The organism is Bacillus sp. BSL6 (assembly GCF_052928345.1).
In genome coordinates, this window is the sequence record NZ_JAVGCW010000001.1 from 318,983 (window position 1) to 345,384 (window position 26,402).

Sequence of the window (26,402 nt, forward strand, 5' to 3'; positions counted from 1 at the left end):
GAGTGAAATGAATAAAAAAACTTGGAGTTTCCTCATTGTTACTGCATTACTTATCGTTATGACATCATTGTCAGCGATGAAAGGGAGTTTAGAAGTAGGTATTGTTGAACTTGTACAAGGGATATTTACAGGTGGAAATGAAGATGTTGAGGTCATTAAAGATTTACGTTTCCCGCGTATTATTATTGCGTTATTCACTGGAGCAGCTCTTGCTGTTTCAGGTGTGCTTTTTCAAGCTGTTATGAAAAACCCACTCGCTGATGCTGGGGTAATCGGGATATCTTCAGGAGCAAGTTTTATGACACTTGTTATTATAACGTTGTTCCCGCAATTCTTTTTCTGGACACCAGTATTCGCCTTTTTAGGTGGTGCGTTTGCGTGTTATCTCGTTTATGCCTTTTCATGGAAGTCAGGGTTAAGTCCACTTCGTATTATTTTAGTTGGTATAGCTATTAATGCGATGTTTACTGGATTAAATGAATCGTTCATTACGATTTGTGGATATTTCATTAAGAGTATTAAGCAAACGACGACTTCTAATATAACGATGAAGACGTGGAGCGATGTAGAAATAATGGTTACGTATGGAACAATTGGTTTGGTTCTTGCTCTGTTTGTAGGAGCTTGGTGTAACTTATTATCGCTACAAGATAAGACTGCGAAAAACTTAGGTTTGCACGTGACGAGAGTTCGTCTTATCATCTCTGCTATTGCAGTACTTTTAGCAGCAGTATCAACAGCGATTGCAGGTGTTATTGCTTTTGTAGGATTACTCGTTCCGCATATTTCAAGGCAATTAGTCGGTTCAGATCATAAAGTATTAATTCCATTTTCTGCTCTTGCAGGAGCGTTATTAATTTTGACGGCGGATACGATTGGAAGGTTAATTGTGCCACCTAATGAAATTCCAGCAGCAACAATTATGGCAGTCATTGGTGGCCCATTCTTAATATTCTTGCTTAGAAAGAGTGATAAAGTTCATGGAAATTAAAAATGTAACCTTTTCGTATGATAATGTAACGGATCGATTAAAGTCGGTTAGTAGTGAAATAGAAATTGGTAAAGTGACAACAATTATTGGTCCAAATGGTTGCGGGAAATCGACATTACTTGGCGTGATGTCAAGAAATCATGATCCTCGTAGCGGAGAGGTCATACTAGATGGGAAAGCAATTAGCCAATATAAACCGAAAGAGTTTGCTAGAAAGTTAGCCGTTGTCCATCAACAAAATGAAGCACCAGCAGATATGACGGTAGAGAAATTAACAAGTTTTGGTCGTATGCCTCATAAAAATATTTTTTCCTCGCAAACGGATGAAGATAGAGAAGCGATCGAAAGGGCTTTAGCATGTACGAATTTACTAAGTAAACGTGATAAAGAAATTCATGCTTTATCTGGTGGAGAAAGACAACGTGTTTGGATTGCCATGACGTTAGCTCAGAAAACACCAATACTCTTTTTAGATGAACCGACAACCTATTTAGATATTTATTATCAACTTGAAATATTAGAGTTAGTAAAAGAGTTAAATGAAGTACATGGATTGACGATCGTCATGGTATTACACGATATTAATCAGGCAATTCGCTATAGTGATCACATCATCGTTATGAAAGATGGCGAGATTGTTACGAAAGGTAAGCCGGATGACGTTGTGACAGAAAGTATGATAAAGGCGATATACGGTGTAGATGTCGTTGTAAAGCAAGATGAAGATACAGGATTGTATATGGTCCCAATGGGTATTTAAATATGCGAACAATCCGTTTTGAGGTGATAATTTGAGTAGTCAAAAAGAACGGAAGAAGAATTCTTTTTTTCAACGAATACTTACAGTTGTTTTTTTAGGTACCTTTTTCTATTCAGTATATGAATTAGGTGATATTTTCATGGATTACTATGAAAATCGTAAAGTAATGGCCGAAGCACAAAATATTTATGAAAAAAGTCCGATGGAAGAGCAATCACAAGACGGGGAAGTACGTAAACAGTTCAAAGCTCTGCAGCAAATTAACCAAGAAATAGTTGGCTGGATTACGATGGATGATACACAAATTAATTATCCAATCGTTCAAGCGAAAGACAATGATTACTATTTATTTCGTAATTATAAAGGGGAAGATATGAGAGCAGGAAGCATCTTTATGGACTATCGTAATGATGTGAAATCTCAAAATCGAAATACTATTTTATATGGTCACCGTATGAAAGATGGTTCTATGTTTGGAAGTTTAAAGAAAATGTTAGATGAAGATTTCTTTATGTCACATCGTAAATTATATTACGATACATTATTTGAAGGATATGATCTTGAAGTGTTCTCGGTGTATACAACAACAACTGATTTTTATTACATTGAAACGGATTTTAGCAGTGATACGGAATACACATCATTTTTGGAGAAAATTCAAGAAAAATCGTTGTATAAAACGGATACAACAGTAACAGCAAGTGATCAAATTGTAACACTTTCGACGTGTGACTATGCACTCGATCCGGAAGCAGGAAGGTTAGTCGTACATGCGAAACTAGTAAAAAGACAGTAAAAAAAGTATAGAATAGGAGAAGTGGTAACGCTTCTCCTATTCTATACTTTAAAAAAGAAATATATTTACTGTGCTGCAGCCATTGGCATACGTACAACTTTTACATCATAGTAAGAGATTTTATTATCAAGAATATAATCTGGCATTCCGCCTTGATGGGAGTGAGCAGCTTTAAATGCTGGGCTCTTTGTCCAACCTTGGAAATCTTCTTTTGCATTCCAGCGCGTGCTAATTGTTACCTCGTCATAATCAACTGTATTCTGCGTTAGAAGAACTTCTAATCCTAAAAATCCTGGCATTGTTTCGACTTGACCTACTTTATTAAAACGATCAATTAATTTATGTCCATTTCCCTTTGTAATTTTAGCTGTATTTGTAACAATAATCATGTTTATTCCTCCTATAAGTTGTAGCCTTTATTTTCGAGAATTCATATACATTAAATGATAATGAAAATCATTATCATTGTCAATGGTAATCTTAAATTATGATAATATTTTTAATCCCGCTATTTGTTGGGCAGTAAGCCCCCCATCTCAAAATTTAGCGAAAGCGAAGAAGTTAGGTGGAGGGCGGGCTGATTAAAGTTTCACTTTATGTAGTATAATATCCTCCTGTTGACTATATATTTAACTTAGTTATATATTATGCAAATAGAATCAATCGAAAATATATAGAAGTAAAGTATGGTTTATACTTTGCTGTCGCAATACTATGAACAAGGAGGGCATTATGGTTGAATCACTTTTACTTAGTATCGTTATTATTATTACATTAGGTATTGCTTCACAATGGACTGCATGGCGCTTCCAGCTCCCTGCGATTGTTGTTATGGCAGTTGCTGGATTATTAATTGGTCCGGTTTTCGGTATTATTAATCCAAAAGAGGTGCTTGGAGATGTTTTTAGTCCACTCGTATCACTTTCTGTTGCGATTATATTGTTTGAGGGTAGTTTAAGTTTAGATATACGTGAACTGAGGGGGCTATCAAAACCAGTATTTCGTATCGTTACGTTTGGTGCGTTTATCGCGTGGATTGCTGGCTCACTTGCAGCTCATTACGTCGCTGGATTAGATTGGGCGGTTGCATTTATTATTGGAGGACTTTTTATTGTGACAGGTCCAACGGTAATTATTCCGTTGTTACGCCAAGCGCGATTAAAACCAAGAACAGCAGCAATTTTAAAATGGGAAGGGATTATCGTTGATCCATTTGGAGCTTTACTTGCTGTATTCGCCTTTCAAATTGTAAATTTCTTAACGAAAGAAAATGTACAATTACATACGTTGTTGTATTTCTTTGCAGGTTCATTATTTGCAATGGTACTCGGTTATGTATTTAGTATTTTTATGAGCTATATGATTTTAAAGGGAAAAGTACCAGAATATTTAAAAGCCCCAATTTTGCTAGTTACGGTACTGTTATGCTTTGGCATTGCGGATGAAGTGATGCATGAAACAGGTATGCTAGCTGTAACTGTAATGGGGATTACGCTTGCGCGGATGAAAAAATATATTTCTTCTATCGGTGATATTCGTCATTTTAACGAAAATATTTCTGTGCTACTAACGTCGACTGTTTTTATTATATTAACAGCATCCCTTCCAAGAACAACGATTATGGAGATTTTCAGCTGGCCTATTATAAGCTTCGTACTTATGATGCTATTTGTTGTACGCCCTTTATCGATTTGGATATCGACAATCGGCACAGAGTTAACAAAAGCAGAACGGGCGCTAGTTGGATGGATTGCGCCGCGAGGTATTGTTGCATTAACGGTTTCAAGTTACTTTGCGACGGAGTTATTACAAGAAGGTTATAAAGATGCTTCTATATTAACGGCACTTACATTTGCACTCGTTATTACGACCGTTTGTGCTCATGGATTTTCAATTGGATTTTTAGCGAAAAGATTAGGATTGGCGAATACGGAGCCACCAGGAATTTTAATTTCAGGTGCGAGTACATTCTCATCTGCTTTTGCATTGCATTGTAAAGAGATGGGTATTCCGAGCTTAATTGTAGATGTATCAGAAGAGCATTTGCAATGTGCAAAGGTGAAAGGGCTTAATACATATAATGGTCAAGTACTCTCTGAACAGTTACAATTTGAAGTTGATATGAATCAGTATGAATACTTAATTGCAGTTACAGATACGGATTCTTATAATGTATTAGTCGCAAATACATACGTACCGCAGTTTGGACATCATAATACATTTTTACTTCCAATCCATGATGTGGAAAAGATTGAACAAGAACGCATTTCCCTTTCGAAAAAAGCTCATTTACTGTTTGGTCAAAATGAAATTTATGAAGAATTAAATAGAAAAATTGAAGATGGTTATACGTTTAAAACGATACAAGTTGCAGAAGAACAAAAGATTAATAAAGAAGAAATCGATTCTGAGGATTTAATACTATTTATTCGCCATAGAGATGGTAGTCTTACTTTTTCAACATTGTATAAATATATAGCTGTTATGCCAGGGGATGAGCTAGTTGTACTAGCAAAGCAATAATATGGTATAGTGAAACGAGGCTGTTTTTCAGTCTCGTTTTTTAAGTGCTTCCTATAAAGAAAGCATGCAAATGGAAAGGAAGTTTTTATATGCGATCAGAAGTAACTGTAAAAATAAAACCGAAATTTATAAAAGAAATTAAAAGTGGATACCCGCTTATTTTAAAAGATGCGATTCAAAATCTAAACGATGTTCGTGAAGAAGGGACAATCATCAAAGTAGTAGATGAGAAGAACAACTTTGTCGGAAAAGGTTATTATGGAAAACAAAATAAAGGTTACGGTTGGATTTTAACGAGAAAAGAGAGTGAACAAATTAATCAATCTTTCTTTGAAAGTAAAATAAAATCTGCCTTACATAAACGAAAGCAATTTTACAAATCAAGTGATACGACAGCATTCCGCGCCCTAAACGGTGAAGGTGATGGTCTTGGCGGCTTAATCATCGATTATTATGACGGTTATTATGTAGTGAGCTGGTATAGCGAAGGGATTTATACTTTCAGAGATGAGATTATAGCAGCTCTTCAAAAAGTAGCAAACTTTAAAGGTATTTATGAGAAGAAGCGTTTTGATACGAAAGGGAAATACATTGAAGGCGATGATTTCGTAGCAGGAGAGCGCGGTGAGTTCCCACTTATCGTAAAAGAGAATGGTGTGAACTTCGCTGTTTATTTAAATGACGGAGCGATGGTTGGGGTATTTTTAGATCAACGTAACGTGCGAAAACAAATTCGTGATAAATATGCGAAGGGAAGAACCGTGTTAAATATGTTCTCTTATACAGGTGCTTTTTCTGTATTTGCAGCGCTTGGCGGAGCGAGCAAAACGACGAGTGTCGACCTTGCAAATCGTAGTTTAAGTAAAACGATTGAGCAGTTTAGTGTAAATGAAGTTGATTATGAAGCGCAAGATATCATTGTAGAAGATGTATTTCTTTACTTCAAATATGCAGCGAAGAAAAAAATGAAATTTGATATGGTCGTACTTGACCCTCCAAGCTTTGCGCGTTCAAAAAAATATACATTTAGTGCAGCAAAAGATTATAAAAATTTATTAAAAGAAACAATTGCCATTACAGAAAATAACGGTATTATCGTTGCTTCTACAAATTGTAGTGCATTCGATATGAAAAAGTTTAAAGGCTTTATTGATACGGCCTTTAAAGAAATGAATGGTAAATATAAAATATTAGAAGAACATTCTTTACCAGAAGATTTCCGTACAATTGATCAATTTAAAGAAGGAGACTATTTAAAAGTAGTTTTCATCGAGAAAATTAAAGGGTAATAAAGAAAAGGAGCTCGAGTTTACTTGAGCTCCTTTTCTTATTGAACGATATTTTGTACTCTACCGACTTGCCCGTCCTGCAATCGCACTTTAATGCCATGCGGATGAGAAGAGGAGTTCGTTAAAATATCTTTTACAATTCCACGTGTTAATTTGCCGGTGCGTTGATCTTGTTTTAATACAATATCAACTTCAAGGCCGGGTGCGATATTAGAACGTTTTTGTCCGTTCATTTATACACCTGTACGTCTACGTTGGTTGTTTGTCTTTTTCGTTTGTTGGTTTTGTAATTTTTTTGTTTCTTGGCTTTGGTTTTTGGCATTTTGACCATTACCGTTACCTTGCTTTTTCTTTGCAAGTTGTTCGTGCATTAAATCAGCTAAGCTTACTTTTTTATTTTCTGACATGATAAGTCTCCTTTATATAAAGTTAATTATGAACAATCGTAGTGAGTTTCATCATATCATTGTTAAGGAAGGAAGGGAAGTTGGTTTGAAAATTCATATATTTGTTTCAAGTCTGTAGTAGTTACGATACAATTGAATTGTTAACGTTTGTAAAAAGGGGATAGACATATGTCACATCATATTTTATTAGTTGAAGATGATCTCTCAATTCAAGAGATGGTGGAAAAGTATTTAATAAAAGAGGGCTTTCAAGTTACAATCGCATCTGATGGAGAAGAAGGGGTAAACACATATTTAAAAGGTTCATTTGATTTGATTATCCTCGACATTATGATGCCGAAGTTAGACGGATTAGAAGTTGTACGTATTATTCGTGAAAAAAGTGCAGTACCGATTTTAATGATGTCAGCAAAAGATACAGATGTTGATAAAGCTGTTGGATTAGGACTTGGAGCAGATGATTACATTTGCAAGCCATTTTCTATGATTGAATTGGCGGCGCGTGTAAAAGCAGGTATTCGCAGGTCTACGAAATATTCGGCTACAGAAACAACAGAAAAGACGATTCAAATTGGTGATTTAACGATTGATCCAATTAATTTTACTGTGGAAAAAAACGGGAAGCCTCTGAAACTGACTTTAAAAGAATTTGAGATTTTAAAACTGTTTGTAAAGAATCAAAATCGTGTATTTACAAAAGCGCAAATATATACATTAATTTGGAACGAAGAGTATTACGGTGACGATAACGTTATTAATGTTCATATGAGAAGGTTGCGTGAGAAAATCGAAAGTGATCCATCTAATCCAGAATATATTAAAACGTTATGGGGCATCGGCTATAAGCTGGAAGTGATGTAATATGATTAATTTGTTAATAGGTATTATTTTTATATTGTTATGTGTCATTTATATACAATATAAAATGAGGAAAAATAGTAGCAAAAATTTGCGATACACATATGAAAAGTTAGAAAGTATTGTAAATGAAAAAACAGGCGAGAAGTTACTTGTTATGACAGATGATCTGGAATTGCAAAAATTGTTAGTGGCAATTAATCAATTGTTAGATGCGAAACAGAAAACGAATGCTGATCATGCGAAAGTAGAAATTTCGATGAGAAAAATGCTTTCAAATATTTCACATGACTTGAAAACACCGCTAACAGTTATTCTTGGATATACAGAAATGTTAAATAAGGATAAAACGATGAGTAAAGAAGAACAACAAATATTACTTGAAAAGGTGCATGTGAAAACACTAGAAGTAATGGAACTAATTCATAAGTTTTTTGATTTAGCAAAATTAGAATCTGGTGACAAAGCAATCGAGATGACAAAAGTGAATATGAATGAAGTTTGTCGTGAGAAGATTTTATCTTTTTATGATTTAGTGACGTCGAAAGGTTTTCATGTTCATATTGATATACCAGAAAGAAATATATATGCACTTGGAAATGTAGAAGTATTAGGTAGGGTATTGAACAATTTTATATCAAATGCGATTACATATGGAGACGATGGAAAGACACTTGGTATGACGTTAAGAGATGATGAAACGAATGTGTATATAGACGTATGGGATACAGGAAAAGGAATTGATGAATCGCATATTGATAAAGTGTTCGAGCGTATGTACACACTTGAAGATTCAAGAAATAGATTGTACCAAGGAAGCGGTTTAGGGTTAACGATTACAAAAAGACTTGTGGAAGCGATGGATGGAAAAATTCATCTTTCTAGTAAGCCGTATGAAAAAACAATTTTTACAGTTGCATTAAAAAAGATGCAGTTTTAGCTTGTAGAGAAGTAGATTCTACAAGCTTTTTTTCAGCGTAAGAAATTTGTAAGAAACGGGTAAGAAAAAAGAGATTTCCGTTGTCTATTATAGAAATATAAAGTAGTGCGAAAGGGGAAAGTGGCATGACCTATATATTAAAAACGAATCAGTTAACGAAAGTGTTTAAAGGGAAAGAAGTTATTTCTAGCGTTAACATGCATGTGAAAAAAGGAGAGATATACGGTTTCTTAGGACCGAATGGTGCTGGTAAAACAACGATTATGAAAATGATTACAAATTTAATAAAACCGACGAGCGGTGAGATTGAAATTTTCGGTGAGAAGTTAACAGATACATCTTATGAAGTATTAAAAAGAATGGGGACGATTATTGAATATCCAATCTTTTATGATAAATTAACGGCGAAAGAAAACTTAGAATTACATTGTGAATATATGGGCTATTACGATAAAAATGAAATTGACCATGCTTTACATTTAGTGAAGCTGCAAGGGATAGATAATAAAAAAGTAAAAGATTTTTCATTAGGAATGAAACAACGACTCGGTATTGCAAGGGCAATCGTAACAAAGCCAGAACTGCTCATTTTAGATGAACCCATTAACGGTTTAGATCCAATTGGTATTAAAGAGTTACGAGACTTATTTAAAATGCTTTGCAAAGAATATGGTATTACATTATTAGTTTCTAGTCATATTTTAGGTGAGATGGAATTAATGGCGGATACAATTGGTGTCATTCAAAATGGAAAACTAATAAAAGAAGTTTCAATGAAGAGTATTAACGGAAAACAAACAGAGTACATTGAAATTACTGTTCCTGATGTGAAGCGTGCAGCTTACATTTTAGAAGATAAACTTGGTATAAAAAATTATAAAATAATGAGCGGAAATATGATTCGTGTGTATGATACGGCAGTGTCTCAGCAAGCTATTTCAAAAGCACTTATTATGAACGATGTGGAAATAGAAAGTATGAATAAGAAACATAGTTCCTTAGAGGAATATTTCTTAAATGTAATGGATGGAGAGGGCATTCATGCTTAATGGATTGTTAGTGAATCTAGTAAGTGGATTGGTCGTAATGTTCATAAGCGGGATTTTATATTATAGGAAACCAGAGCGGAAATGGTTGTTAATTTTACTAATGATAGGAATGTTAAGCGTAGTTACTGCTGGAATTAGAATGTTAGCAGTGTAGAGACAGTTATATAAAGAATGGAGGCGTGGTTTGTATGTTTAAATTAATGAAACTCGAATGGAAGAAACATCAATTATCTAGTTACTTTAAAAGTGTAGCAATTTGTATTATAGCAATTTTCACTGTAGTGAGCCTTATGGCATGGGGAATGAAAGCCGAGGAAGACATGCTATTTTCTGACTTCAAACAGAACATGGCTTTAGCAAATATTTTTATTAGAATAACATTCATTATTTTTAGTTCGGTCATTTTATCACGTTTAGTAATTGATGAGTATAAGAATAAAACGATTCAACTATCATTTATGTATCCGCTGCAAAGGAAAATGTTAATGAGTGCGAAATTAACAATTGTTTTTTGTTTTTGTTTTGTGAGCACGATTATCGCTACTTTCATTATTAGTTTGCTCGTATATTTTGTGAGTCCAATGATGGGACTGATTGAAACACCTGCTACGATAGGTGAAATAATAGCTACCGTTCCAGGTACTGTTATAAGTGCATTTATGATATCAGGTATAAGCTTAATTCCTTTATTTTTTGGAATGAGAAAGAAATCGACACCGACAACGATTACTTCAGCAGTAATAATTGGTATGCTGATTAGTGGTAACGTTGGTGCTGGAAACGGTCAAGTAAGTATGTTTGATTTTATAGCTATTCCAATCGTGCTCTGTTTATTAGGAATTTTCATTAGTTATCTATCATTTCGTAAAATCGACAAGATCGATGTGGCGTGAAGTAAGCTTAAAACAAAAACGAACTGGGGTATGAATAATGAAAAAAATGATAGTAATTGCAATATTATTCATTACAATTGCTAGTGTAGTTTTTGGTATTAAGGTATTTCAGTGGAAAGATTTTAAGCAAGAAAAGTCTTTTGAGATCAATAATATAAAAGAAATAGAAGTAGACAATGAAAACTGGAATATTGAATTTAAAAGTACAGACGCTAATAAAATAGTAATTTCTGCTCAAGGTCAACAAGTAGATAAAGAGATAGATCCCGTCAAAATAGAAAATGACGAAAATAAAATTTTGATTAAGCAAAAACAAAAGGTGACCAAATTTTTTAATGGTTTTACGTTTAGGAAGAAAAATAGTATATCTATAGCTATTCCGAAGAAAGAAATAGACAAAATTGTAGTAAATAATAAATCGGGTGATGTGAAAATAAACGATATAGTAGTAAAAAGTATTGTGACAAAAGGCAAGTCTGGAGATGGAATGATTGCAGGGCTATCAGCCGAGAAAGGTGAATTCATATCGCAAAGTGGAGAGTTAGTTGTAAAAGATAGTTCAGTACAAGAATTAAATATAAAGTCTACGACTGGTGATAACTATATAACAAATGTAAGTAACTCAAATATGAACATCACTTCAATATCTGGGGAAGTATTGTTGAAAGATATGACAGAAGGAAAATCATTATTTATAGAAACAAAATCAGGGGATATTGGCGTACGATATAAAGGGGTTCCGACTTCTTTACAACTTACGGCTAAAAGTAAGTTGACTGACGTAATAGTGGATTTAAAAGGATTTAAGAAAGATAAAAATACAGAAAAAATAAAAGTAGGAACGATTGGTGATGCAAAAAATGAAGCGAAGATTTTAAGTGAAACAGGAGTCATTTATATTGATTAAATCTTAGGAGGAAGGAGGACACTATCATGCTACATTTAATGAAGCTAGAATTGAAAAAGTTTAAGCTTGGTTGGTACGTGAAGAGAGCAATTATTGCGAATATTGTTATACTGGCATTAATGATCTTTGTGAGCATCATCGCTCAAGTAGAAGGTGATGCAGAAATAAGGAATCCAGAGACGATATTGTTAATGGCTAGCGCAATAGTAAGAGCAACGTTTATTATTTTTGGTAGTGTGTTAATCGCAAGGTTAATAATTGGTGAATATAAAGATAAAACAATACTACTTATGTTTTCTTATCCTATTAACCGAAAGAAAATGATGGCTAGTAAGTTGGCTATTACAGCGATAGTAACATTTATAACAGTTATTGTATCTAACATTTTAGTAGTAGGAATTTTCTTTGGGATAGATAGTTATTTTTCAATTCTTCCTAATTCATTCACAGTAGATCAATTGATGCAAGAAGGAATAAAACTAGTTCCTTTAGCCATTGCAACTGCGGGAATGAGTTTAATCCCATTATATTTCGGAATGCGTAAACGTTCCGTGCCAACTACAATTGTTTCATCTCTTATCGTTGTCTCAATTGCAATGAATAGCAACCCATCGTTTTCTACAGCAACTTTTCTTCCTCTTCAACTAGCATTGGCAGCAATTGGAGTAGTGATTGCATATTACGGCATTAAAAATATAGAGAGTGAAGATGCATTATAAAGTTTCACATGAAACAAGTTACAGAAAAAGACAAGATGGTAAACACCTTGTCTTTTTTTGTAGTTACATTTTAGGTGCTTCCATTCCAGCGGCAGCCCATTCTTCTTTTGCGGGGCCATATACGCCAGGAACTGTTAAGCCAGCTTGCCGCATTAAAACTGTCATTTGTCCACGGTGATGATTTTGATGATTAATAAGTGTCATTAAAAATATAGAATTTGGCATAGGACGACCAAAGAAGTCATTGATAGTAGCTAAGTCTTTATCCGTCCATTCGCTTTGAAGTGCTTCAACAAAAGCCGTATTCACTTTACGATACCCATCTGCAATTGTTTTTGCTGAAGTTGGTACAGGATAATCTTTCGTTTCTCCTTCAAATTTAAGTCCCGTACCAGATAGTATAACTGGAATTGCCGTCACGATATGCCAAGCAACTCTGCCTAACGTCCAATGTCCAGGTGCAATTTCTTGTGACAAAGATTCATCTGTTAGTACATCGAGCATCTTTTGAGTAGATTCAGCCTCGTATGTCCACGATTGTAAGAAGCCTTCAATAGTTTGGTACATATTTATCCCTCCTAGTTATGTTCATAGGTTACATTCGTGAAAAAAAGATAGTTTCCTTTAGTTAAGTGAACGAATACAAAAAGAGGCTTCTCATATAAGAAGCCTCTTTTTAACTAACCAACCTTCGTCTCGCTCTTCCTCATCAACCATAAGAAATAAGGTGCTCCAAGTACAGCAACGACAAGACCAGAAGGGATTTCTTTCGGGTATGCAATTGTTCGTCCGAGTAAGTCAGCAATGGCAAGAAGGATTGCTCCAAATAGTGCGGAGCAAACGAATAATCTTTGATGATTCATACCAACGACGATTCGTGCTAAGTGAGGTGCAACAAGACCTAGAAAGGCAATCGTACCGACAGCTGCGATATTTACAGATGCAAGTAGTATTGCTAACACAATGAGAGCAAGGCGTGTTTTATTTACTGATTGCCCGAGTGATTCAACTAATAATCTGTGGAGATGAGGCGAAAGTACAAGCAAAAGGAGAGCAAATTGCATGTAATAATTACTAGAATCTATGGAATGTATCTGTGTTTATCCTATTAAGTAAATTATTTCTTTGTTAGTTAGATAGGTGTTTTTTAACTAGATGATTGTACTTAAAAGATCGAAGTAAAGGAAGTGATCAACATGTCTTCATGGAGAAATAATATAAATGGATATTGTGGGTGTAATAATCAAAATGGTGTACATGTTGATTCATGCTGTTTTAGTTGCGATGGGACAGTCCCTAAGCTGGGTCCAACAGGTCCGACGGGAGCAACAGGTCCAACGGGAGCAACAGGAATAACCGGAGCGACAGGAATAACGGGAGCAACAGGTCCAACAGGAGCGACAGGAGCAACGGGAGCAACAGGCCCAACCGGAGTAACGGGTCCAACGGGAGCAACAGGTCCAACGGGAGCAACAGGAATAACCGGAGCGACAGGAATAACCGGAGCGACAGGAATAACGGGATCAACAGGTCCAACGGGCTCAACGGGGGCAACCGGAGCTACAGGTACAAGTATCACGGCGACGTATGCATTTGCAAATAATACGTCGGGAACAGCGATATCGGTACTTCTCGGTGGAACGAATGTCCCGCTTCCGAATAATCAAAATATCGGTCCTGGTATTACTGTTTCCGGGGGAAATACAGTATTTACGGTTGCAAATGCTGGGAATTATTATATTTCATATACGATTAATATAACGGCTTCATTATTAGTCAGTTCTCGTATTACAATTAATGGAGCACCACTTGCTGGAACGATCAATTCTCCTGCGTTAGCAACTACATCATTTAGCGCAACAATTATTACAACTCTTGCAGCAGGAGATGCTATTAGTTTGCAACTATTTGGTTTGTTAGCTGTTGCAACATTATCAACAACTACACCAGGAGCTGTGTTAACGATAATAAGGTTAAGTTGAATAATAACTCTCTTACTCTTTTAAGATTCGGAGAGATTCTACATATAATAAGAAGTTAATGAAGTAAAGCATAGTTATATAAAAGTCAGAATATTATGATTGTAACGTTATGGTGACTATAATATAATGAAAACAACCATCATGAATGAACATTCATTTATTTTTTATGTATTTGAAGGGGGAATGAAGGTGGAAAAACCATGGTTGAAAAGTTATCCAGAGGAAATTCCGAGTACGATTTCTTATGATATTCAGCCGCTTCATAAATATGTAGAACAGATGGCTTCTCGCTATCCAGAAAAGAAAGCGCTTCACTTTTTGGGCAAGGATATTACATTTTCGGTCTTCCATGATAAGGTGAAGAGATTTGCAAATTATCTTCAAAAGCTCGGTGTGGAAAAAGGTGATCGAGTTGCTATTATGTTGCCGAATTGTCCGCAAGCTGTAATCGGTTATTACGGTACATTACTTGCGGGAGGTATCGTAGTCCAAACAAATCCATTATATACAGAAAGAGAATTAGAATATCAACTTCATGACTCGGGAGCAAAAGTCATTCTTTGCCTCGATTTAGTGTTCCCAAGAGTAACGAATGTTCAATCTGCTACAAAAATTGAGCATATTATCGTAACTCGTATTGCGGACTTTTTGCCCTTCCCTAAAAATCTATTGTATCCATTTGTGCAGAAAAAACAGTCAAATTTAGTTGTGAAAGTATCAGAGAGTGAAACGATTCACCTTTGGAACTCAGTAGAAAAAGAAGTGAATACAGGTGTTGAGGTGCCTTGTGATCCTGAAAATGATCTAGCTCTTTTACAGTACACAGGAGGAACAACTGGATTTCCGAAAGGCGTTATGTTAACGCATAAAAACCTCGTTTCTAACACTTTGATGGGAGTTCAATGGTTATATAATTGCAAAGAAGGAGAAGAAGTCGTTCTTGGGGTTCTTCCATTTTTCCACGTGTACGGCATGACGGCTGTTATGAATTTAAGTATTATGCAAGGATACAAAATGGTTCTTATTCCAAAATTTGATATGAAAATGGTTTTTGAAGCGATTAAGAAGCATAAAGTGACATTGTTTCCAGGAGCACCAACTATTTATATCGCTCTTTTAAATAGCCCGCTTTTAAAAGAATACGATATTTCGTCTATTCGTGCTTGTATTAGTGGATCAGCACCACTACCAGTAGAAGTACAGGAAAAGTTCGAAACAGTTACAGGGGGTAAACTAGTAGAGGGATATGGTTTAACAGAATCATCTCCAGTTACACATAGTAATTTTTTATGGGAAAAGCGAGTGCCAGGTAGCATTGGAGTTCCGTGGCCAGATACAGAAGCAATGATTATGTCGCTTGAAACTGGTGAGGCATTACCACCGGGAGAAATCGGTGAAATTGTAGTAAAAGGCCCTCAAATTATGAAAGGGTATTGGAATAAGCCAGAAGAAACAGCAGTTGTACTGCAAGATGGATGGCTCCATACAGGGGATGTTGGCTACATGGATGAAGATGGCTTTTTCTATGTGAAAGATCGTAAGAAAGATATGATTGTTGCGAGCGGATTTAATGTGTATCCTCGTGAAGTAGAAGAGGTATTATATGAGCATGAAAAAGTGCAAGAAGTAGTGACGATTGGAGTTCCTGATCCGTATAGGGGAGAGACAGTTAAAGCGTTTGTTGTGTTAAAAGAAGGTACGGAGTGTTCTGAGGAAGAATTAAATCAGTTTGCTCGTAAATATTTAGCGGCCTATAAAGTTCCGAAAGTATATGAGTTTAGAGATGAACTGCCGAAAACGACAGTTGGGAAAATTTTGCGCCGTGTCCTAATTGAGGAAGAGAAAAGAAAGAATGAGGATGAGCAAACGGGCTAAGGCCCTTTCTTTTTGAAAAAATGGGATTGACACTTTTCTAAATAGTCAGTATTATAAGAATATGAATGACTATTCATTCAGTCATCTTCTTGAAGGGGACAGTAAAGTGAAGAAAAATAGACCGAAATACAATCAAATTATTGATGCGGCAGTCATTGTGATTGCGGAGAATGGGTACCACCAAGCGCAAGTTTCTAAAATAGCAAAGCAAGCTGGGGTAGCTGATGGCACGATTTATTTATATTTTAAAAATAAAGAAGATATATTAATATCCTTATTCCAAGAGAAGATGGGAGAATTTGTCGAAACAATTCGTCAAAAAACAGCAGGAATTGAAAGCGCTGTATCGAAGTTATTCATGTTGGTAGAAACGCACTTCTTGCTGTTGTCGCAAAATGATCCTCTTGCTATCGTTACGCAATTAGAGCTAAGACAGTCCAATCAAGACTTACGCCTAAAAATAAATGAAGTATTAAAAGGCTACTTACAAGTTATTGATGAGATTTTAGAGACAGGTATAAAGCAAGGTGAATTCCAAGCGGATTTAAATGTTCGCGTGGCAAGACAAATGATCTTTGGAACAGTAGATGAAGTTGTGACCAATTGGGTAATGAGCGATCATAAGTATGATCTGGTCGCACTTTCAAAAACGGTACATGGGCTACTTATTGCAGCTTGTGGTTATCGTCAATAATGGGAGGGATCATGTTGAAATTCCTATCTGTAAGAGTTGAAGATCATATCGCGGTGGCTACGTTAAATCATGCGCCAGCTAACGCGATGTCTTCACAAGTTATGCATGACGTTACTGAATTAATTGATCAAGTGGAGAAGGATGATAACATTCGTGTTGTTGTTATTCACGGTGAAGGGCGCTTCTTCTCGGCGGGAGCAGATATTAAAGAATTTACATCTGTTACTGAAGCGAAGCAAGCGACTGAATTAGCGCAGCTTGGACAAGTTACGTTTGAGCGCGTTGAAAAATGTTCAAAACCAGTTATCGCGGCAATTCATGGAGCGGCACTTGGCGGCGGTCTTGAGTTTGCTATGTCTTGCCACATGCGCTTTGCAACTGAAAGTGCAAAACTTGGTTTACCTGAATTAACACTTGGATTAATTCCTGGATTTGCAGGTACACAGCGATTACCACGTTATGTTGGGAAAGCGAAAGCTTGTGAAATGATGTTAACAAGTACACCGATTACTGGTGCAGAAGCATTAAAATGGGGACTAGTTAACGGAGTTTTTGCTGAAGAAACATTTTTAGATGATACGCTTAAAGTTGCAAAACAGATTGCTGGAAAAAGCCCAGCGACGACTCGTGCTGTACTAGAGTTATTGCAAACGACGAAATCGTCTCATTATTATGAAGGTGTACAACGCGAAGCTCAAATCTTTGGTGAAGTATTTACGAGTGAAGATGGAAGAGAAGGTGTCGCAGCATTTTTAGAAAAGCGTAAGCCTTCATTTAGCGGCAGGTAGTTCAATTATTTTTTTAATATAAATTAACAGAAAATTAAAATTGATAGAATCTTTCTGAAAAACAAGGGGGTAAATGGAATGAACATCTACGTACTCATGAAACGAACATTTGATACAGAAGAAAAAATCGTAATTAAAAACGGTGCAATTTACGATGGCGAAGCGGAATTCATCATCAACCCTTACGATGAATATGCAATTGAAGAAGCAATTCAAGTAAGAGACGCACAAGGTGGAGAAGTTACTGTCGTAACAGTTGGTGGCGAAGATAGTGAGAAAGAACTTCGTACGGCGTTAGCGATGGGCTGCGATAAAGCGGTATTAATTAATATTGAAGATGATGTAGAAAATGGTGACCAGTTCACGACAGCAAAAGTGCTTGCTGAATATTTAAAAGATAAAGATGCAGATTTAATTTTAGGCGGAAACGTTGCAATTGATGGTGCATCTGGACAAGTTGGTCCGCGTGTAGCTGAAGCATTAAATATTCCGTACGTAACGACAATTACAAAACTTGAAATTGACGGTACAAACGTGAAGATTGAGCGCGATGTTGAAGGTGATACAGAAGTGATTGAAACTTCATTACCAGTTTTAGTAACAGCACAGCAAGGTTTAAATGAACCTCGTTATCCATCGCTTCCAGGTATTATGAAAGCGAAGAAAAAGCCACTAGAAGAATTAGAATTAGATGATTTAGATTTAGAAGAAGATGATGTGGAAGCAAAGACAAAAACAATTGAAATCTATTTGCCTCCTAAGAAAGATGCAGGAAAAGTGTTACAAGGCGAGCTGCAAGATCAAGTAAAAGAACTTGTATCGTTGCTCCATACAGAAGCGAAAGTAATCTAATAAAATACGAAATTATATATGCAGGAGGGAAAATCTATGGCTCGTAAAGTATTAGTAATGGGTGAAGTTCGTGATGGATCGCTACGTAACGTTTCGTTTGAAGCGGTAGCAGCAGCAAAAACAATTGCAGAAGGCGGTGAAGTAGTAGGTCTTCTAGTTGGAGACAGCGTTGCCTCTTTTGCAAATGAGTTGATTCATTACGGTGCAGATCGCGTTGTGACAGTTGAAAATGATAAATTAAAATCATATACATCTGATGGGTATGCACAAGCATTTTTAGCTGTATATGCTGAAGAAAATCCAGAAGGTATTGTATTTGGACATACAGCACTTGGTAAAGATTTATCACCAAAATTAGCAGCGAAGCTTGAAGCTGGTCTAGTTTCTGACGTAACTGCTTTAGAAGTTGAAGGTGGAAATGTTATCTTTACTCGTCCAATTTACTCTGGTAAAGCGTTTGAGAAGAAGATTGTAACAGACGGCATCTTATTTGCGACAGTGCGTCCAAATAACATCGCAACGCTTGAAAAAGATGAGTCTCGCAGTGGTGACGTGTCTTCTATTACAGTAGATGTGAAAGACTTACGTACAATCATTCAAGATGTCGTCCGTAAGACGGCAGAAGGCGTTGATCTTTCTGAAGCAAAAGTTATTATCGCTGGCGGACGCGGTGTGAAGAGCGAAGAAGGATTCAAACCATTAAAAGAGTTAGCTGACGTATTAGGCGGCGCTGTTGGAGCATCTCGTGGTGCTTGTGACGCTGAGTATTGCGATTACTCATTACAAATTGGTCAAACTGGTAAAGTTGTTACGCCAGACCTATACATTGCATGCGGTATTTCTGGAGCGATTCAGCATTTAGCTGGTATGTCTAACTCAAAAATAATCGTTGCGATTAATAAAGACCCAGAAGCAAGTATATTCAAAGTAGCTGACTACGGTATTGTTGGCGATCTATTTGAAGTCGTACCTCTTTTAACAGAAGAGTTTAAAAAGTTAAAAGTACATTCATGATTTGAGTACCCTTGAGTTCCAAGTGAAGTACCCCTATATATAGAAAAAGGTGAGAGATCCCCTGTCTCTCATCTTTTTAGTATTTAATCCGTATTTTTATATAGTATAAAGGAACACTTTTTTGTTACAATACATAACGATACATATTATTCGCCACGTATATAAGTTAATGATATACTCTTGGTAGAATATACTTGAAGGAGGAAATAAAATGGCAATTGTAAACGCAAATGACCAAAGCTTCGCAGCAGAAACTAGCGAAGGTGTTGTATTATTAGATTTCTGGGCACCTTGGTGTGGACCTTGTAAAATGATCGCTCCTGTATTAGAGGAAATTGATGCAGAACTAGGCGAAAAAGTAAAAGTAGTAAAAGTAGACGTGGATGAAAATCAAGAAACTGCTCGTCAATTCGAAGTAATGAGCATTCCAGCTCTTTTCGTATTAAAAGACGGTAAAGTAGTTGATCAAGCGTTAGGTTACAAACCGAAAGAAGCGTTAGTAGAATTAGTTTCTAAACACTTCTAAAATAAAAAGGCTACCATTTGGTAGCCTTTTTTATTTTCCTTTTTTACACCTTTCCGTTACAATGAAAGAACGTATGTTGGGTATTTTGGCATAGTATGTTTTCATGTGAAAATAAAAATGCTAAGCATGTAGAAATGGAGGGTAACGAGTGCACGAACATTTAAAAGAGAAGTTGGCTATTTTACCAGATCAACCTGGTTGTTATTTAATGAAAGATAAGCAAGGAACGGTTATATATGTCGGAAAGGCAAAAGTGCTTAAAAATCGTGTGCGCTCGTACTTTACTGGTTCGCATGATGGGAAAACACTTCGGTTAGTAGGAGAAATTGTAGATTTTGAATATATTGTAACCTCCTCAAATCTAGAGGCGCTCATTTTGGAGTTAAACTTAATAAAAAAACATGACCCAAAATATAATATTCAATTAAAAGATGATAAAACATATCCTTTTATTAAAATTACAGCTGAGAAACAACCGCGATTACTTATTACGCGAAATGTAAAAAAGGATAAGGGAAAGTATTTTGGTCCTTATCCGAATGCACAATCAGCTCATGAAACGAAAAAACTGCTAGATCGTATGTATCCGCTTCGTAAGTGCTCAAATATGCCCGATAAAGTTTGTTTATATTATCATATGGGTCAATGTTTAGCACCTTGTGTGAAAGAAGTTACGGAAGAACAAAATAAAGAAATTGTAGATGAAATTATTAAGTTTTTAAATGGTGGACATAAAGAAGTTCGTTCAGAATTAGAAACAAAAATGTATGAAGCTTCAGAGAAACTAGAGTTTGAACGTGCAAAAGAGTTACGTGATCAAATCGCTCATATCGATGCGATTATGGAAAAACAAAAGATGATTATGAGTGATTTAGTGGACCGTGATGTGTTTGGCTATGCAGTTGATAAAGGGTGGATGTGTGTTCAAGTTTTCTTCGTTCGAAAAGGAAAGCTAATTGAACGTGATGTTTCTATGTTTCCAATATATGATGAACCAGAAGAGGGATTCTTAACGTTTATCGGTCAATTTTATGAAAACAGCAGTCATTTTAAGCCGAAAGAAATAGTTGTTCCAGGAAGTATAGACTCAGAATTAGTAGAACGCTTTTTAGAAGTGGAAGCGACACAGCCGAAACGCGGTAAGAAAAAAGATCTTGTAGAACTGGCAAATAAAAATGCGAAGATTGCCTTGGAAGAGAAATTCTATTTAATTGAGCGTGATGAAGAGCGAACGATTAAAGCGGTAGAGAATTTAGGGAAGCAGCTCGGAATTGAAACGCCTTATCGTATTGAAGCATTTGATAACTCAAATATTCAAGGGACAAATCCTGTTTCGGCAATGATTGCTTTTATTGATGGGAAACCAGCTAAGAAAGAATACAGGAAATATAAAATTAAAACAGTTCAAGGACCAGATGATTATGAGTCTATGAGAGAAGTTGTGAGACGCCGTTATACAAGGGCGCTGAAAGAGGGGTTACCTTTACCAGATTTAATCATTATTGATGGCGGAAAAGGCCATCTGGCGGCTGCAAGTGATGTTTTAGAAAATGAGCTCGGTTTATATATTCCGATGGCAGGTCTTGTAAAAGATGATAAACATAAAACATCTCATTTAATTATTGGAGATCCACCTGAACCTGTGATGCTTGAGAGAAATAGCCAAGAATTTTATTTATTGCAGCGCATTCAAGATGAGGTGCATCGATTTGCAATTACATTCCATCGTCAATTACACGGGAAATCTGTCATTCAATCGGCACTCGATGATATTCCTGGAATTGGAGATAAACGAAAAAAGATATTGTTAAAACATTTCGGATCGCTAAAAAAGATGAAAGAGGCTTCTGTAACAGAATTTGTCGAAGCGGGTATGCCGAAAAATGTCGCAGAGACGATTTATAGTTATTTAGCGGATAAGAAGACGTTGTAGTTTACAACGTCTTCTATTTTTTGGTATAATTTCTGAAGATTTAAAATAAATTCAAATGAATGAAAATGCAAAAAAGTCAACTAAACTGATATGTCTAGTTGACTGTGGGTAATGCTACACTTCAATGAGATCTTTTATATCCCATTTTACGAGAAATGTAATAGAGTCTGAACGTTTTTTCTTTTCTTCGTAGGACTCTGCAACGACGTTTCGTTGCTTTTGAATTTGTTCAGCGATGAACCCAGCTTCTAATTGATAAGAAGAATGTCTTTTTTGTTTTTGACGTTCAGCGATGAGTGTGCCTTTAAGTTGGAACTGCATTTCACGACGCTTATGTTCAATAATGCTTAAAGTGCCCCAGCCAGCTTTTTCAAAGAACTGAATGACTTCTTCAATTGTGTCTAGTGGATATTTTCTTGCAAGGTTTCTACCGGACCAGTATAAAATACCATCTAGATCGTTACCGATTAAATCAGGTAGTAATTCTTCACGTAGCAATTCGTAAGCGAAGGCGTTCAATGAAACATCTTCTAAAGATGTTGTATCGATTGTATTTTTACTCACAATATTCCCCTCTTTCTATAGGGATTATTATATAACATTTCTCATTTATAAAAACAGATTTTTCTTTAGGAAAATCTGAATATATAAGAAGAAAAAAAGAAATGGCAAATTATATGCAAATTATGTATACGTTTTCTTGACGCTTCGACAAAAATAGGAGTAAAATGAACTTGGTATCAAATTATGCTGAAATATTTCGAATAATTTTTTCAGTTTTTCTTATGCCAATAGTGAAAAAACATTATTGCCATAAACTAATCTGAAAACAGCAGTCAATCACTCAAGGGGGGTAATGGGGACATGAAAGGCCGCGAGTATACGTTTCGTAAGTGGCACTCATTAATGGGGGTCATCCCGGTTGGTGTCTTTTTGACGCAACATTTAATTGTAAACAACTTTGCAACACGAGGAGCAGAGGCTTTTAACAAAGCTGCAGGCTTTATGGAGCTCCTTCCATTCCGGTATGCGCTAGAAATTTTCATTATCTTTTTACCAATACTGTACCATGCTATATATGGCTTATATATTGCATTTACAGCTAAGAACAATGCGGTTTCTTACGGTTATTTCCGTAATTGGATGTTCGTCTTCCAAAGAATTTCAGGTATCGTTACGCTGATTTTCATTTCTTGGCACGTCTGGGAAACTCGTATTCAAGCAATGTTAGGTAAAGAGGTAAACTATGATATGATGGCTGATATTTTAAACAATCCAGCTATGTTCGCATTCTACTTAGTTGGTGTTGTTTCAACAATTTTCCACTTTGCAAATGGACTATGGACATTCTGCATTAGCTGGGGAATTACAGTATCACCACGTTCACAAAGAATCTCTACTTATGTAACATTAGCTATTTTCTTAGGTCTATCTTATGTAGGTGTGAGTGCATTATTAGCGTTCATCGATCCACAGCTAGCAAACCAGTAAGGAGTGGGAGAGCATGAAAGGGAAACTTATAGTAGTCGGCGGTGGCTTGGCTGGCTTAATGGCAACGATTAAAGCGGCGGAAGCAGGAGTAAATGTTGAACTGTTCTCTTTAGTACCAGTAAAACGTTCGCATTCTGTATGTGCCCAAGGTGGAATTAACGGTGCCGTAAATACGAAAGGTGAAGGGGATTCTCCATGGATCCACTTTGACGATACAATTTATGGTGGGGACTTCTTAGCGAACCAACCACCAGTTAAAGCAATGTGTGAAGCAGCACCTGGTATCATTCATTTAATGGACCGTATGGGTGTTATGTTCAACCGTACGGAAGAAGGACTTCTTGATTTCCGTCGTTTTGGTGGAACTCAACATCACCGTACAGCATTTGCTGGTGCAACAACTGGACAGCAATTACTATACGCATTAGATGAGCAAGTACGTCGTCACGAAGTAGCAGGACTTGTAACGAAATATGAAGGTTGGGATTTCTTACGTGCTGTTATTGATGATGAAGGTGTGTGCCGAGGAATCGTTGCACAAGACTTACAAACTATGGAGATTAGAAGTTTCCGAGCTGATGCCGTGATTATGGCAACAGGGGGCCCTGGTATCATCTTCGGAAAATCAACAAACTCCATTATCAATACAGGTACAGCAGCTTCTGCTGTATATCAACAAGGCGCATATTATGCAAACGGTGAGTTCATTCAAATTCACCCAACGGCAATTCCTGGAGACGATAAATTACGTCTGATGAGTGAATCTGCACGTGGTGAAGGTGGACGTGTTTGGACATATAAAGATGGTAAACCATGGTACTTCTTAGAAGAAAAATATCCGGCTTACGGAAACCTTGTACCTCGTGATATCGCAACGCGTGAAATCTTTGATGTTTGCGTAGAGCAAAAACTAGGTATTAACGGTGAAAACATGGTGTACTTAGATCTTTCTCATAAAGATCCGAAAGAACTAGATATTAAACTTGGTGGAATTATTGAAATCTATGAGAAATTTACAGGTGACGATCCTCGTAAACTACCAATGAAAATCTTCCCGGCTGTTCACTATTCAATGGGCGGGCTATGGGTTGATTATAAGCAGATGACAAGCATTCCAGGTTTATTTGCAGCAGGTGAGTGTGATTATTCTATGCACGGTGGTAACCGTCTTGGCGCGAACTCACTATTATCAGCAATTTACGGTGGTATGGTAGCAGGACCAAATGCAATTGAATATATGAAAGGTCTTTCTAAATCATCAGATGCTGTTTCATCTACTGTGTATGAACAAAATGAATTAATCGAAACAGAGAAATTTAACAATATTTTAACGCTCGATGGTAACGAAAATGCGTATGTTCTTCATAAAGAGCTAGGAGAATGGATGACAGATAACGTTACAGTAGTTCGTGAAAATAAAAAATTATTAGAAACAGATGCAAAAATTGAAGAGTTAATGGCTCGCTACAAACGTATTAACATTAACGATACAGCGAGATGGAGCAACCAAGGTGCTTCATTTACACGCCAACTTGCAAATATGTTTGAATTAGCACGTGTTATTACAATTGGCGCATATAACCGTAATGAGAGTCGTGGGGCGCATTACAAACCTGAATTCCCAAATCGTGATGATGCAAACTTCTTAAAAACTACGATGGCGAAATTTGAAGGAGAAGGAAATGCACCGGCATTCCATTACGAAGACGTGGATATTTCATTAATTAAACCACGTAAACGTGATTATTCTTCAAAACACGATGTAGCTGCTAAGAGTGAAGAGAAGGGGGATAAACAACATGTCTGAGAAAACAATCCGCCTCATCATTACGAGACAAGACGGACCAGATGCGCAAGCGTTTGACCAAGAGTTTGAAATTCCGTATCGTCCGAATATGAATATTATTTCGGCGCTTATGGAAATTCGTCGTAATCCTGTTGATTCAAAAGGAAACAAAACAACTCCGATTGCATGGGATATGAACTGTTTAGAGGAAGTATGTGGTGCATGTTCGATGGTGATTAACGGAAAACCACGTCAATCATGTACAGCGCTTATCGATCAATTAGAACAACCAATTCGCTTAAAACCGATGAAGACATTCCCGGTTGTTCGTGACTTACAAGTTGATCGTAGTCGCATGTTTAATGCTCTAAAACGTGTTAAAGCTTGGATTCCAATTGATGGTACGTATGACTTAGGACCAGGACCAAGAATGCCAGAGAAGAAACGTCAATGGGCTTATGAGCTTTCAAAATGTATGACATGTGGTGTTTGCTTAGAATCATGTCCAAACGTAAATAGTAAATCGGACTTTATTGGACCAGCACCGTTATCACAAGCTCGTTTATTTAACTCACATCCAACGGGTGAAATGCATAAAGCAGATCGCTTACGTGCAATTATGGGTGATGGAGGACTTGCAAACTGTGGTAACTCTCAAAACTGTGTGCAATCATGTCCAAAGGGTATTCCATTAACAACTTCAATTGCGGCGTTAAACCGTGATACAACAATTCAATCGTTCAAAGATTTCTTTGGTAGCGACAATAACTATTAAAAAATATTGCCTCTTCATTTCGAAGGGGCAATATTTATAACTGTATTTTTCTGTTTATTCTGTTTATTTTAAAATGAAAAGGAGAGGGAACAATGAAGAGGATTTCTTATATTGAAGACTTTGAGCAATGGGAAAGTGGTTTTTCGTTTTACAATCCTGTAAAGGTTCGTTTTGGTGAAGTAGATATGTTTGGACATGTAAATAATGTCGTTGCCTTCACCTATTTTGAAGAAGCGCGTATCGCATTGTTTAAAGAACTTGGATTTATGCAAGAATGGACGCATGAATCTTCAGAAACGATGATTGTTGTTGCGGATTTACAATGTAATTTTATTAAACAAATATATTTTGATGAACAGTTGAAGGTGTATGTAAAAGCGGGATCAGTTGGAAATTCTTCATTAGATTTGCATTATATGGTGAAGAATGCAGAAGGAGAGGTTTGTTTAGTTGGTCGTGGAATGATGGTCCAAGCGTCGAAAAAAACAGGAAGAGGCGAACCGTGGCCTGAAGAGTGGAAGAAAAAATTACTACAATAATAGAGTGAAAGAAAA

29 protein-coding genes and 1 pseudogene are annotated in these 26,402 nt (G+C 36.3%); 24 read left to right on the forward strand and 6 right to left on the reverse strand.

The window, feature by feature from the left end:
• The first annotated feature begins 7 nt into the window (after window positions 1-7).
• The 3 genes from RCJ96_RS01830 to srtB are packed head-to-tail and all read left to right on the forward strand — an operon-like array spanning window position 8 to window position 2,547.
• Window positions 8-991 carry a FecCD family ABC transporter permease gene (locus RCJ96_RS01830; RefSeq protein ID WP_074610110.1) on the forward strand — a complete coding sequence of 328 codons (984 nt, stop codon included), beginning with the start codon at window positions 8-10 and terminating at the stop codon, window positions 989-991.
• On the forward strand, window positions 981-1,751 hold the full coding sequence (locus RCJ96_RS01835; RefSeq protein WP_074610112.1) for an ABC transporter ATP-binding protein: 771 nt from the start codon (window positions 981-983) through the stop codon (window positions 1,749-1,751). The genes RCJ96_RS01830 and RCJ96_RS01835 overlap by 11 nt, the downstream gene beginning before the upstream one ends.
• Before the next feature lie 31 nt (window positions 1,752-1,782).
• Window positions 1,783-2,547 carry a class B sortase gene (srtB, locus tag RCJ96_RS01840; RefSeq protein WP_270795618.1) on the forward strand — a complete coding sequence of 255 codons (765 nt, stop codon included), beginning with the start codon at window positions 1,783-1,785 and terminating at the stop codon, window positions 2,545-2,547.
• A 65-nt stretch (window positions 2,548-2,612) separates the two neighbouring features.
• Here the strand turns inward: srtB and isdG are convergent, their stop codons facing one another.
• Complete coding sequence (gene isdG, locus RCJ96_RS01845; protein ID WP_000587815.1) at window positions 2,613-2,936, reverse strand: heme oxygenase; 324 nt, start codon at window positions 2,934-2,936, stop codon at window positions 2,613-2,615.
• 343 nt (window positions 2,937-3,279) lie between these two features.
• On the opposite strand from isdG, the gene RCJ96_RS01850 reads away from it, so the two are divergent.
• Both RCJ96_RS01850 and RCJ96_RS01855 read left to right on the forward strand, forming a co-directional pair.
• Window positions 3,280-5,070 carry a cation:proton antiporter gene (locus tag RCJ96_RS01850; RefSeq protein WP_000230341.1) on the forward strand — a complete coding sequence of 597 codons (1,791 nt, stop codon included), beginning with the start codon at window positions 3,280-3,282 and terminating at the stop codon, window positions 5,068-5,070.
• Between the two features lie 89 nt (window positions 5,071-5,159).
• Window positions 5,160-6,359: a class I SAM-dependent rRNA methyltransferase gene (locus tag RCJ96_RS01855; protein ID WP_074607603.1), complete on the forward strand. Its 1,200-nt coding sequence runs from the start codon at window positions 5,160-5,162 to the stop codon at window positions 6,357-6,359.
• A gap of 38 nt (window positions 6,360-6,397) precedes the next feature.
• Here RCJ96_RS01855 and RCJ96_RS01860 read toward each other — a convergent pair whose 3' ends face one another.
• Window positions 6,398-6,592 carry a YwbE family protein gene (locus RCJ96_RS01860; protein ID WP_074607606.1) on the reverse strand — a complete coding sequence of 65 codons (195 nt, stop codon included), beginning with the start codon at window positions 6,590-6,592 and terminating at the stop codon, window positions 6,398-6,400.
• Window positions 6,593-6,766, reverse strand: coding sequence for a hypothetical protein (locus RCJ96_RS01865; protein WP_446699716.1), 174 nt, complete (start codon window positions 6,764-6,766; stop codon window positions 6,593-6,595).
• A gap of 168 nt (window positions 6,767-6,934) precedes the next feature.
• On the opposite strand from RCJ96_RS01865, the gene RCJ96_RS01870 reads away from it, so the two are divergent.
• The 7 genes from RCJ96_RS01870 to RCJ96_RS01900 all read left to right on the forward strand — a co-directional run bounded on the left by RCJ96_RS01870 (window position 6,935) and on the right by RCJ96_RS01900 (window position 12,132).
• Window positions 6,935-7,627, forward strand: a complete 693-nt coding sequence (locus RCJ96_RS01870; RefSeq protein ID WP_074607607.1) for a response regulator transcription factor — start codon at window positions 6,935-6,937, stop codon at window positions 7,625-7,627.
• 1 nt (window position 7,628) lies between these two features.
• Window positions 7,629-8,564, forward strand: a complete 936-nt coding sequence (locus tag RCJ96_RS01875; protein WP_316148846.1) for a HAMP domain-containing histidine kinase — start codon at window positions 7,629-7,631, stop codon at window positions 8,562-8,564.
• 125 nt (window positions 8,565-8,689) lie between these two features.
• Window positions 8,690-9,613 (forward strand): ABC transporter ATP-binding protein, encoded by a 924-nt coding sequence (locus RCJ96_RS01880; RefSeq protein WP_087968427.1) that lies wholly within the window; start codon window positions 8,690-8,692, stop codon window positions 9,611-9,613.
• Window positions 9,606-9,767 carry a hypothetical protein gene (locus tag RCJ96_RS01885; protein ID WP_000931774.1) on the forward strand — a complete coding sequence of 54 codons (162 nt, stop codon included), beginning with the start codon at window positions 9,606-9,608 and terminating at the stop codon, window positions 9,765-9,767. The genes RCJ96_RS01880 and RCJ96_RS01885 overlap by 8 nt, the downstream gene beginning before the upstream one ends.
• Before the next feature lie 34 nt (window positions 9,768-9,801).
• Window positions 9,802-10,506 (forward strand): ABC transporter permease, encoded by a 705-nt coding sequence (locus RCJ96_RS01890; RefSeq protein ID WP_270795611.1) that lies wholly within the window; start codon window positions 9,802-9,804, stop codon window positions 10,504-10,506.
• Window positions 10,507-10,543: 37 nt separating this feature from the next.
• On the forward strand, window positions 10,544-11,413 hold the full coding sequence (locus RCJ96_RS01895; protein ID WP_316148844.1) for a DUF4097 family beta strand repeat-containing protein: 870 nt from the start codon (window positions 10,544-10,546) through the stop codon (window positions 11,411-11,413).
• 26 nt (window positions 11,414-11,439) lie between these two features.
• Window positions 11,440-12,132, forward strand: coding sequence for an ABC transporter permease (locus tag RCJ96_RS01900; protein ID WP_270795608.1), 693 nt, complete (start codon window positions 11,440-11,442; stop codon window positions 12,130-12,132).
• A 63-nt stretch (window positions 12,133-12,195) separates the two neighbouring features.
• Here the strand turns inward: RCJ96_RS01900 and RCJ96_RS01905 are convergent, their stop codons facing one another.
• Entirely contained in the window at window positions 12,196-12,699 is a 504-nt protein-coding gene (locus tag RCJ96_RS01905; RefSeq protein WP_316148843.1) for a DinB family protein, read from the reverse strand.
• A gap of 113 nt (window positions 12,700-12,812) precedes the next feature.
• Window positions 12,813-13,145: pseudogene (locus tag RCJ96_RS01910) on the reverse strand (iron chelate uptake ABC transporter family permease subunit); the annotation flags it as partial.
• Between the two features lie 183 nt (window positions 13,146-13,328).
• Here RCJ96_RS01910 and RCJ96_RS01915 point away from each other — a divergent pair.
• The 8 genes from RCJ96_RS01915 to uvrC all read left to right on the forward strand — a co-directional run bounded on the left by RCJ96_RS01915 (window position 13,329) and on the right by uvrC (window position 21,796).
• Window positions 13,329-14,114, forward strand: a complete 786-nt coding sequence (locus RCJ96_RS01915; RefSeq protein WP_316148842.1) for a BclA C-terminal domain-containing protein — start codon at window positions 13,329-13,331, stop codon at window positions 14,112-14,114.
• A gap of 189 nt (window positions 14,115-14,303) precedes the next feature.
• Entirely contained in the window at window positions 14,304-15,989 is a 1,686-nt protein-coding gene (locus RCJ96_RS01920) for a long-chain-fatty-acid--CoA ligase (protein WP_316148841.1), read from the forward strand.
• Window positions 15,990-16,095: 106 nt separating this feature from the next.
• Window positions 16,096-16,683, forward strand: a complete 588-nt coding sequence (locus RCJ96_RS01925; RefSeq protein WP_000742222.1) for a TetR/AcrR family transcriptional regulator — start codon at window positions 16,096-16,098, stop codon at window positions 16,681-16,683.
• An 11-nt stretch (window positions 16,684-16,694) separates the two neighbouring features.
• Entirely contained in the window at window positions 16,695-17,471 is a 777-nt protein-coding gene (locus tag RCJ96_RS01930) for an enoyl-CoA hydratase (RefSeq protein WP_000911295.1), read from the forward strand.
• A 78-nt stretch (window positions 17,472-17,549) separates the two neighbouring features.
• Window positions 17,550-18,323, forward strand: coding sequence for an electron transfer flavoprotein subunit beta (gene etfB / locus RCJ96_RS01935; RefSeq protein ID WP_001029030.1), 774 nt, complete (start codon window positions 17,550-17,552; stop codon window positions 18,321-18,323).
• Between the two features lie 36 nt (window positions 18,324-18,359).
• On the forward strand, window positions 18,360-19,337 hold the full coding sequence (gene etfA / locus RCJ96_RS01940) for an electron transfer flavoprotein subunit alpha (protein WP_000101965.1): 978 nt from the start codon (window positions 18,360-18,362) through the stop codon (window positions 19,335-19,337).
• A gap of 211 nt (window positions 19,338-19,548) precedes the next feature.
• On the forward strand, window positions 19,549-19,863 hold the full coding sequence (gene trxA / locus RCJ96_RS01945) for a thioredoxin (protein WP_001018943.1): 315 nt from the start codon (window positions 19,549-19,551) through the stop codon (window positions 19,861-19,863).
• Window positions 19,864-20,011: 148 nt separating this feature from the next.
• The gene (uvrC, locus tag RCJ96_RS01950; protein WP_000544272.1) at window positions 20,012-21,796 is read left to right on the forward strand and encodes an excinuclease ABC subunit C; all 1,785 of its coding nucleotides are present in this window, start codon (window positions 20,012-20,014) and stop codon (window positions 21,794-21,796) included.
• 114 nt (window positions 21,797-21,910) lie between these two features.
• Here the strand turns inward: uvrC and RCJ96_RS01955 are convergent, their stop codons facing one another.
• Complete coding sequence (locus tag RCJ96_RS01955) at window positions 21,911-22,360, reverse strand: YslB family protein (protein ID WP_000042220.1); 450 nt, start codon at window positions 22,358-22,360, stop codon at window positions 21,911-21,913.
• Between the two features lie 300 nt (window positions 22,361-22,660).
• On the opposite strand from RCJ96_RS01955, the gene sdhC reads away from it, so the two are divergent.
• The 4 genes from sdhC (at window position 22,661) to RCJ96_RS01975 (ending at window position 26,387) form a co-directional block, all read left to right on the forward strand.
• Window positions 22,661-23,287, forward strand: a complete 627-nt coding sequence (gene sdhC, locus RCJ96_RS01960) for a succinate dehydrogenase cytochrome B558 (RefSeq protein ID WP_000678354.1) — start codon at window positions 22,661-22,663, stop codon at window positions 23,285-23,287.
• 13 nt (window positions 23,288-23,300) lie between these two features.
• A complete protein-coding gene (gene sdhA, locus RCJ96_RS01965) occupies window positions 23,301-25,094 on the forward strand; it encodes a succinate dehydrogenase flavoprotein subunit (protein ID WP_000676735.1) in 1,794 nt (597 codons plus the stop codon).
• Window positions 25,087-25,848 (forward strand): succinate dehydrogenase iron-sulfur subunit, encoded by a 762-nt coding sequence (sdhB, locus tag RCJ96_RS01970; protein ID WP_001291826.1) that lies wholly within the window; start codon window positions 25,087-25,089, stop codon window positions 25,846-25,848. The genes sdhA and sdhB overlap by 8 nt, the downstream gene beginning before the upstream one ends.
• Window positions 25,849-25,940: 92 nt before the next feature.
• Window positions 25,941-26,387: an acyl-CoA thioesterase gene (locus tag RCJ96_RS01975; protein WP_000822740.1), complete on the forward strand. Its 447-nt coding sequence runs from the start codon at window positions 25,941-25,943 to the stop codon at window positions 26,385-26,387.
• Window positions 26,388-26,402 lie beyond the last annotated feature (15 nt).

Excerpts from the sequence above, each read along its gene's own strand:
- RCJ96_RS01830 (WP_074610110.1), top strand. The coding sequence starts at position 8 with ATGAATAAAAAAACTTGGAGTTTCCTCATTGTTACTGCATTACTTATC.
- RCJ96_RS01835 (WP_074610112.1), top strand. The coding sequence starts at position 981 with ATGGAAATTAAAAATGTAACCTTTTCGTATGATAATGTAACGGATCGA.
- isdG (WP_000587815.1), bottom strand. The coding sequence starts at position 2,936 with ATGATTATTGTTACAAATACAGCTAAAATTACAAAGGGAAATGGACAT.
- RCJ96_RS01850 (WP_000230341.1), top strand. The coding sequence starts at position 3,280 with ATGGTTGAATCACTTTTACTTAGTATCGTTATTATTATTACATTAGGT.
- RCJ96_RS01855 (WP_074607603.1), top strand. The coding sequence starts at position 5,160 with ATGCGATCAGAAGTAACTGTAAAAATAAAACCGAAATTTATAAAAGAA.
- RCJ96_RS01860 (WP_074607606.1), bottom strand. The coding sequence starts at position 6,592 with ATGAACGGACAAAAACGTTCTAATATCGCACCCGGCCTTGAAGTTGAT.
- RCJ96_RS01865 (WP_446699716.1), bottom strand. The coding sequence starts at position 6,766 with ATGTCAGAAAATAAAAAAGTAAGCTTAGCTGATTTAATGCACGAACAA.
- RCJ96_RS01870 (WP_074607607.1), top strand. The coding sequence starts at position 6,935 with ATGTCACATCATATTTTATTAGTTGAAGATGATCTCTCAATTCAAGAG.
- RCJ96_RS01875 (WP_316148846.1), top strand. The coding sequence starts at position 7,629 with ATGATTAATTTGTTAATAGGTATTATTTTTATATTGTTATGTGTCATT.
- RCJ96_RS01880 (WP_087968427.1), top strand. The coding sequence starts at position 8,690 with ATGACCTATATATTAAAAACGAATCAGTTAACGAAAGTGTTTAAAGGG.
- RCJ96_RS01885 (WP_000931774.1), top strand. The coding sequence starts at position 9,606 with ATGCTTAATGGATTGTTAGTGAATCTAGTAAGTGGATTGGTCGTAATG.
- RCJ96_RS01890 (WP_270795611.1), top strand. The coding sequence starts at position 9,802 with ATGTTTAAATTAATGAAACTCGAATGGAAGAAACATCAATTATCTAGT.
- RCJ96_RS01895 (WP_316148844.1), top strand. The coding sequence starts at position 10,544 with ATGAAAAAAATGATAGTAATTGCAATATTATTCATTACAATTGCTAGT.
- RCJ96_RS01900 (WP_270795608.1), top strand. The coding sequence starts at position 11,440 with ATGCTACATTTAATGAAGCTAGAATTGAAAAAGTTTAAGCTTGGTTGG.
- RCJ96_RS01905 (WP_316148843.1), bottom strand. The coding sequence starts at position 12,699 with ATGTACCAAACTATTGAAGGCTTCTTACAATCGTGGACATACGAGGCT.
- RCJ96_RS01915 (WP_316148842.1), top strand. The coding sequence starts at position 13,329 with ATGTCTTCATGGAGAAATAATATAAATGGATATTGTGGGTGTAATAAT.
- RCJ96_RS01930 (WP_000911295.1), top strand. The coding sequence starts at position 16,695 with ATGTTGAAATTCCTATCTGTAAGAGTTGAAGATCATATCGCGGTGGCT.
- etfB (WP_001029030.1), top strand. The coding sequence starts at position 17,550 with ATGAACATCTACGTACTCATGAAACGAACATTTGATACAGAAGAAAAA.
- etfA (WP_000101965.1), top strand. The coding sequence starts at position 18,360 with ATGGCTCGTAAAGTATTAGTAATGGGTGAAGTTCGTGATGGATCGCTA.
- trxA (WP_001018943.1), top strand. The coding sequence starts at position 19,549 with ATGGCAATTGTAAACGCAAATGACCAAAGCTTCGCAGCAGAAACTAGC.
- sdhC (WP_000678354.1), top strand. The coding sequence starts at position 22,661 with ATGAAAGGCCGCGAGTATACGTTTCGTAAGTGGCACTCATTAATGGGG.
- sdhA (WP_000676735.1), top strand. The coding sequence starts at position 23,301 with ATGAAAGGGAAACTTATAGTAGTCGGCGGTGGCTTGGCTGGCTTAATG.
- sdhB (WP_001291826.1), top strand. The coding sequence starts at position 25,087 with ATGTCTGAGAAAACAATCCGCCTCATCATTACGAGACAAGACGGACCA.
- RCJ96_RS01975 (WP_000822740.1), top strand. The coding sequence starts at position 25,941 with ATGAAGAGGATTTCTTATATTGAAGACTTTGAGCAATGGGAAAGTGGT.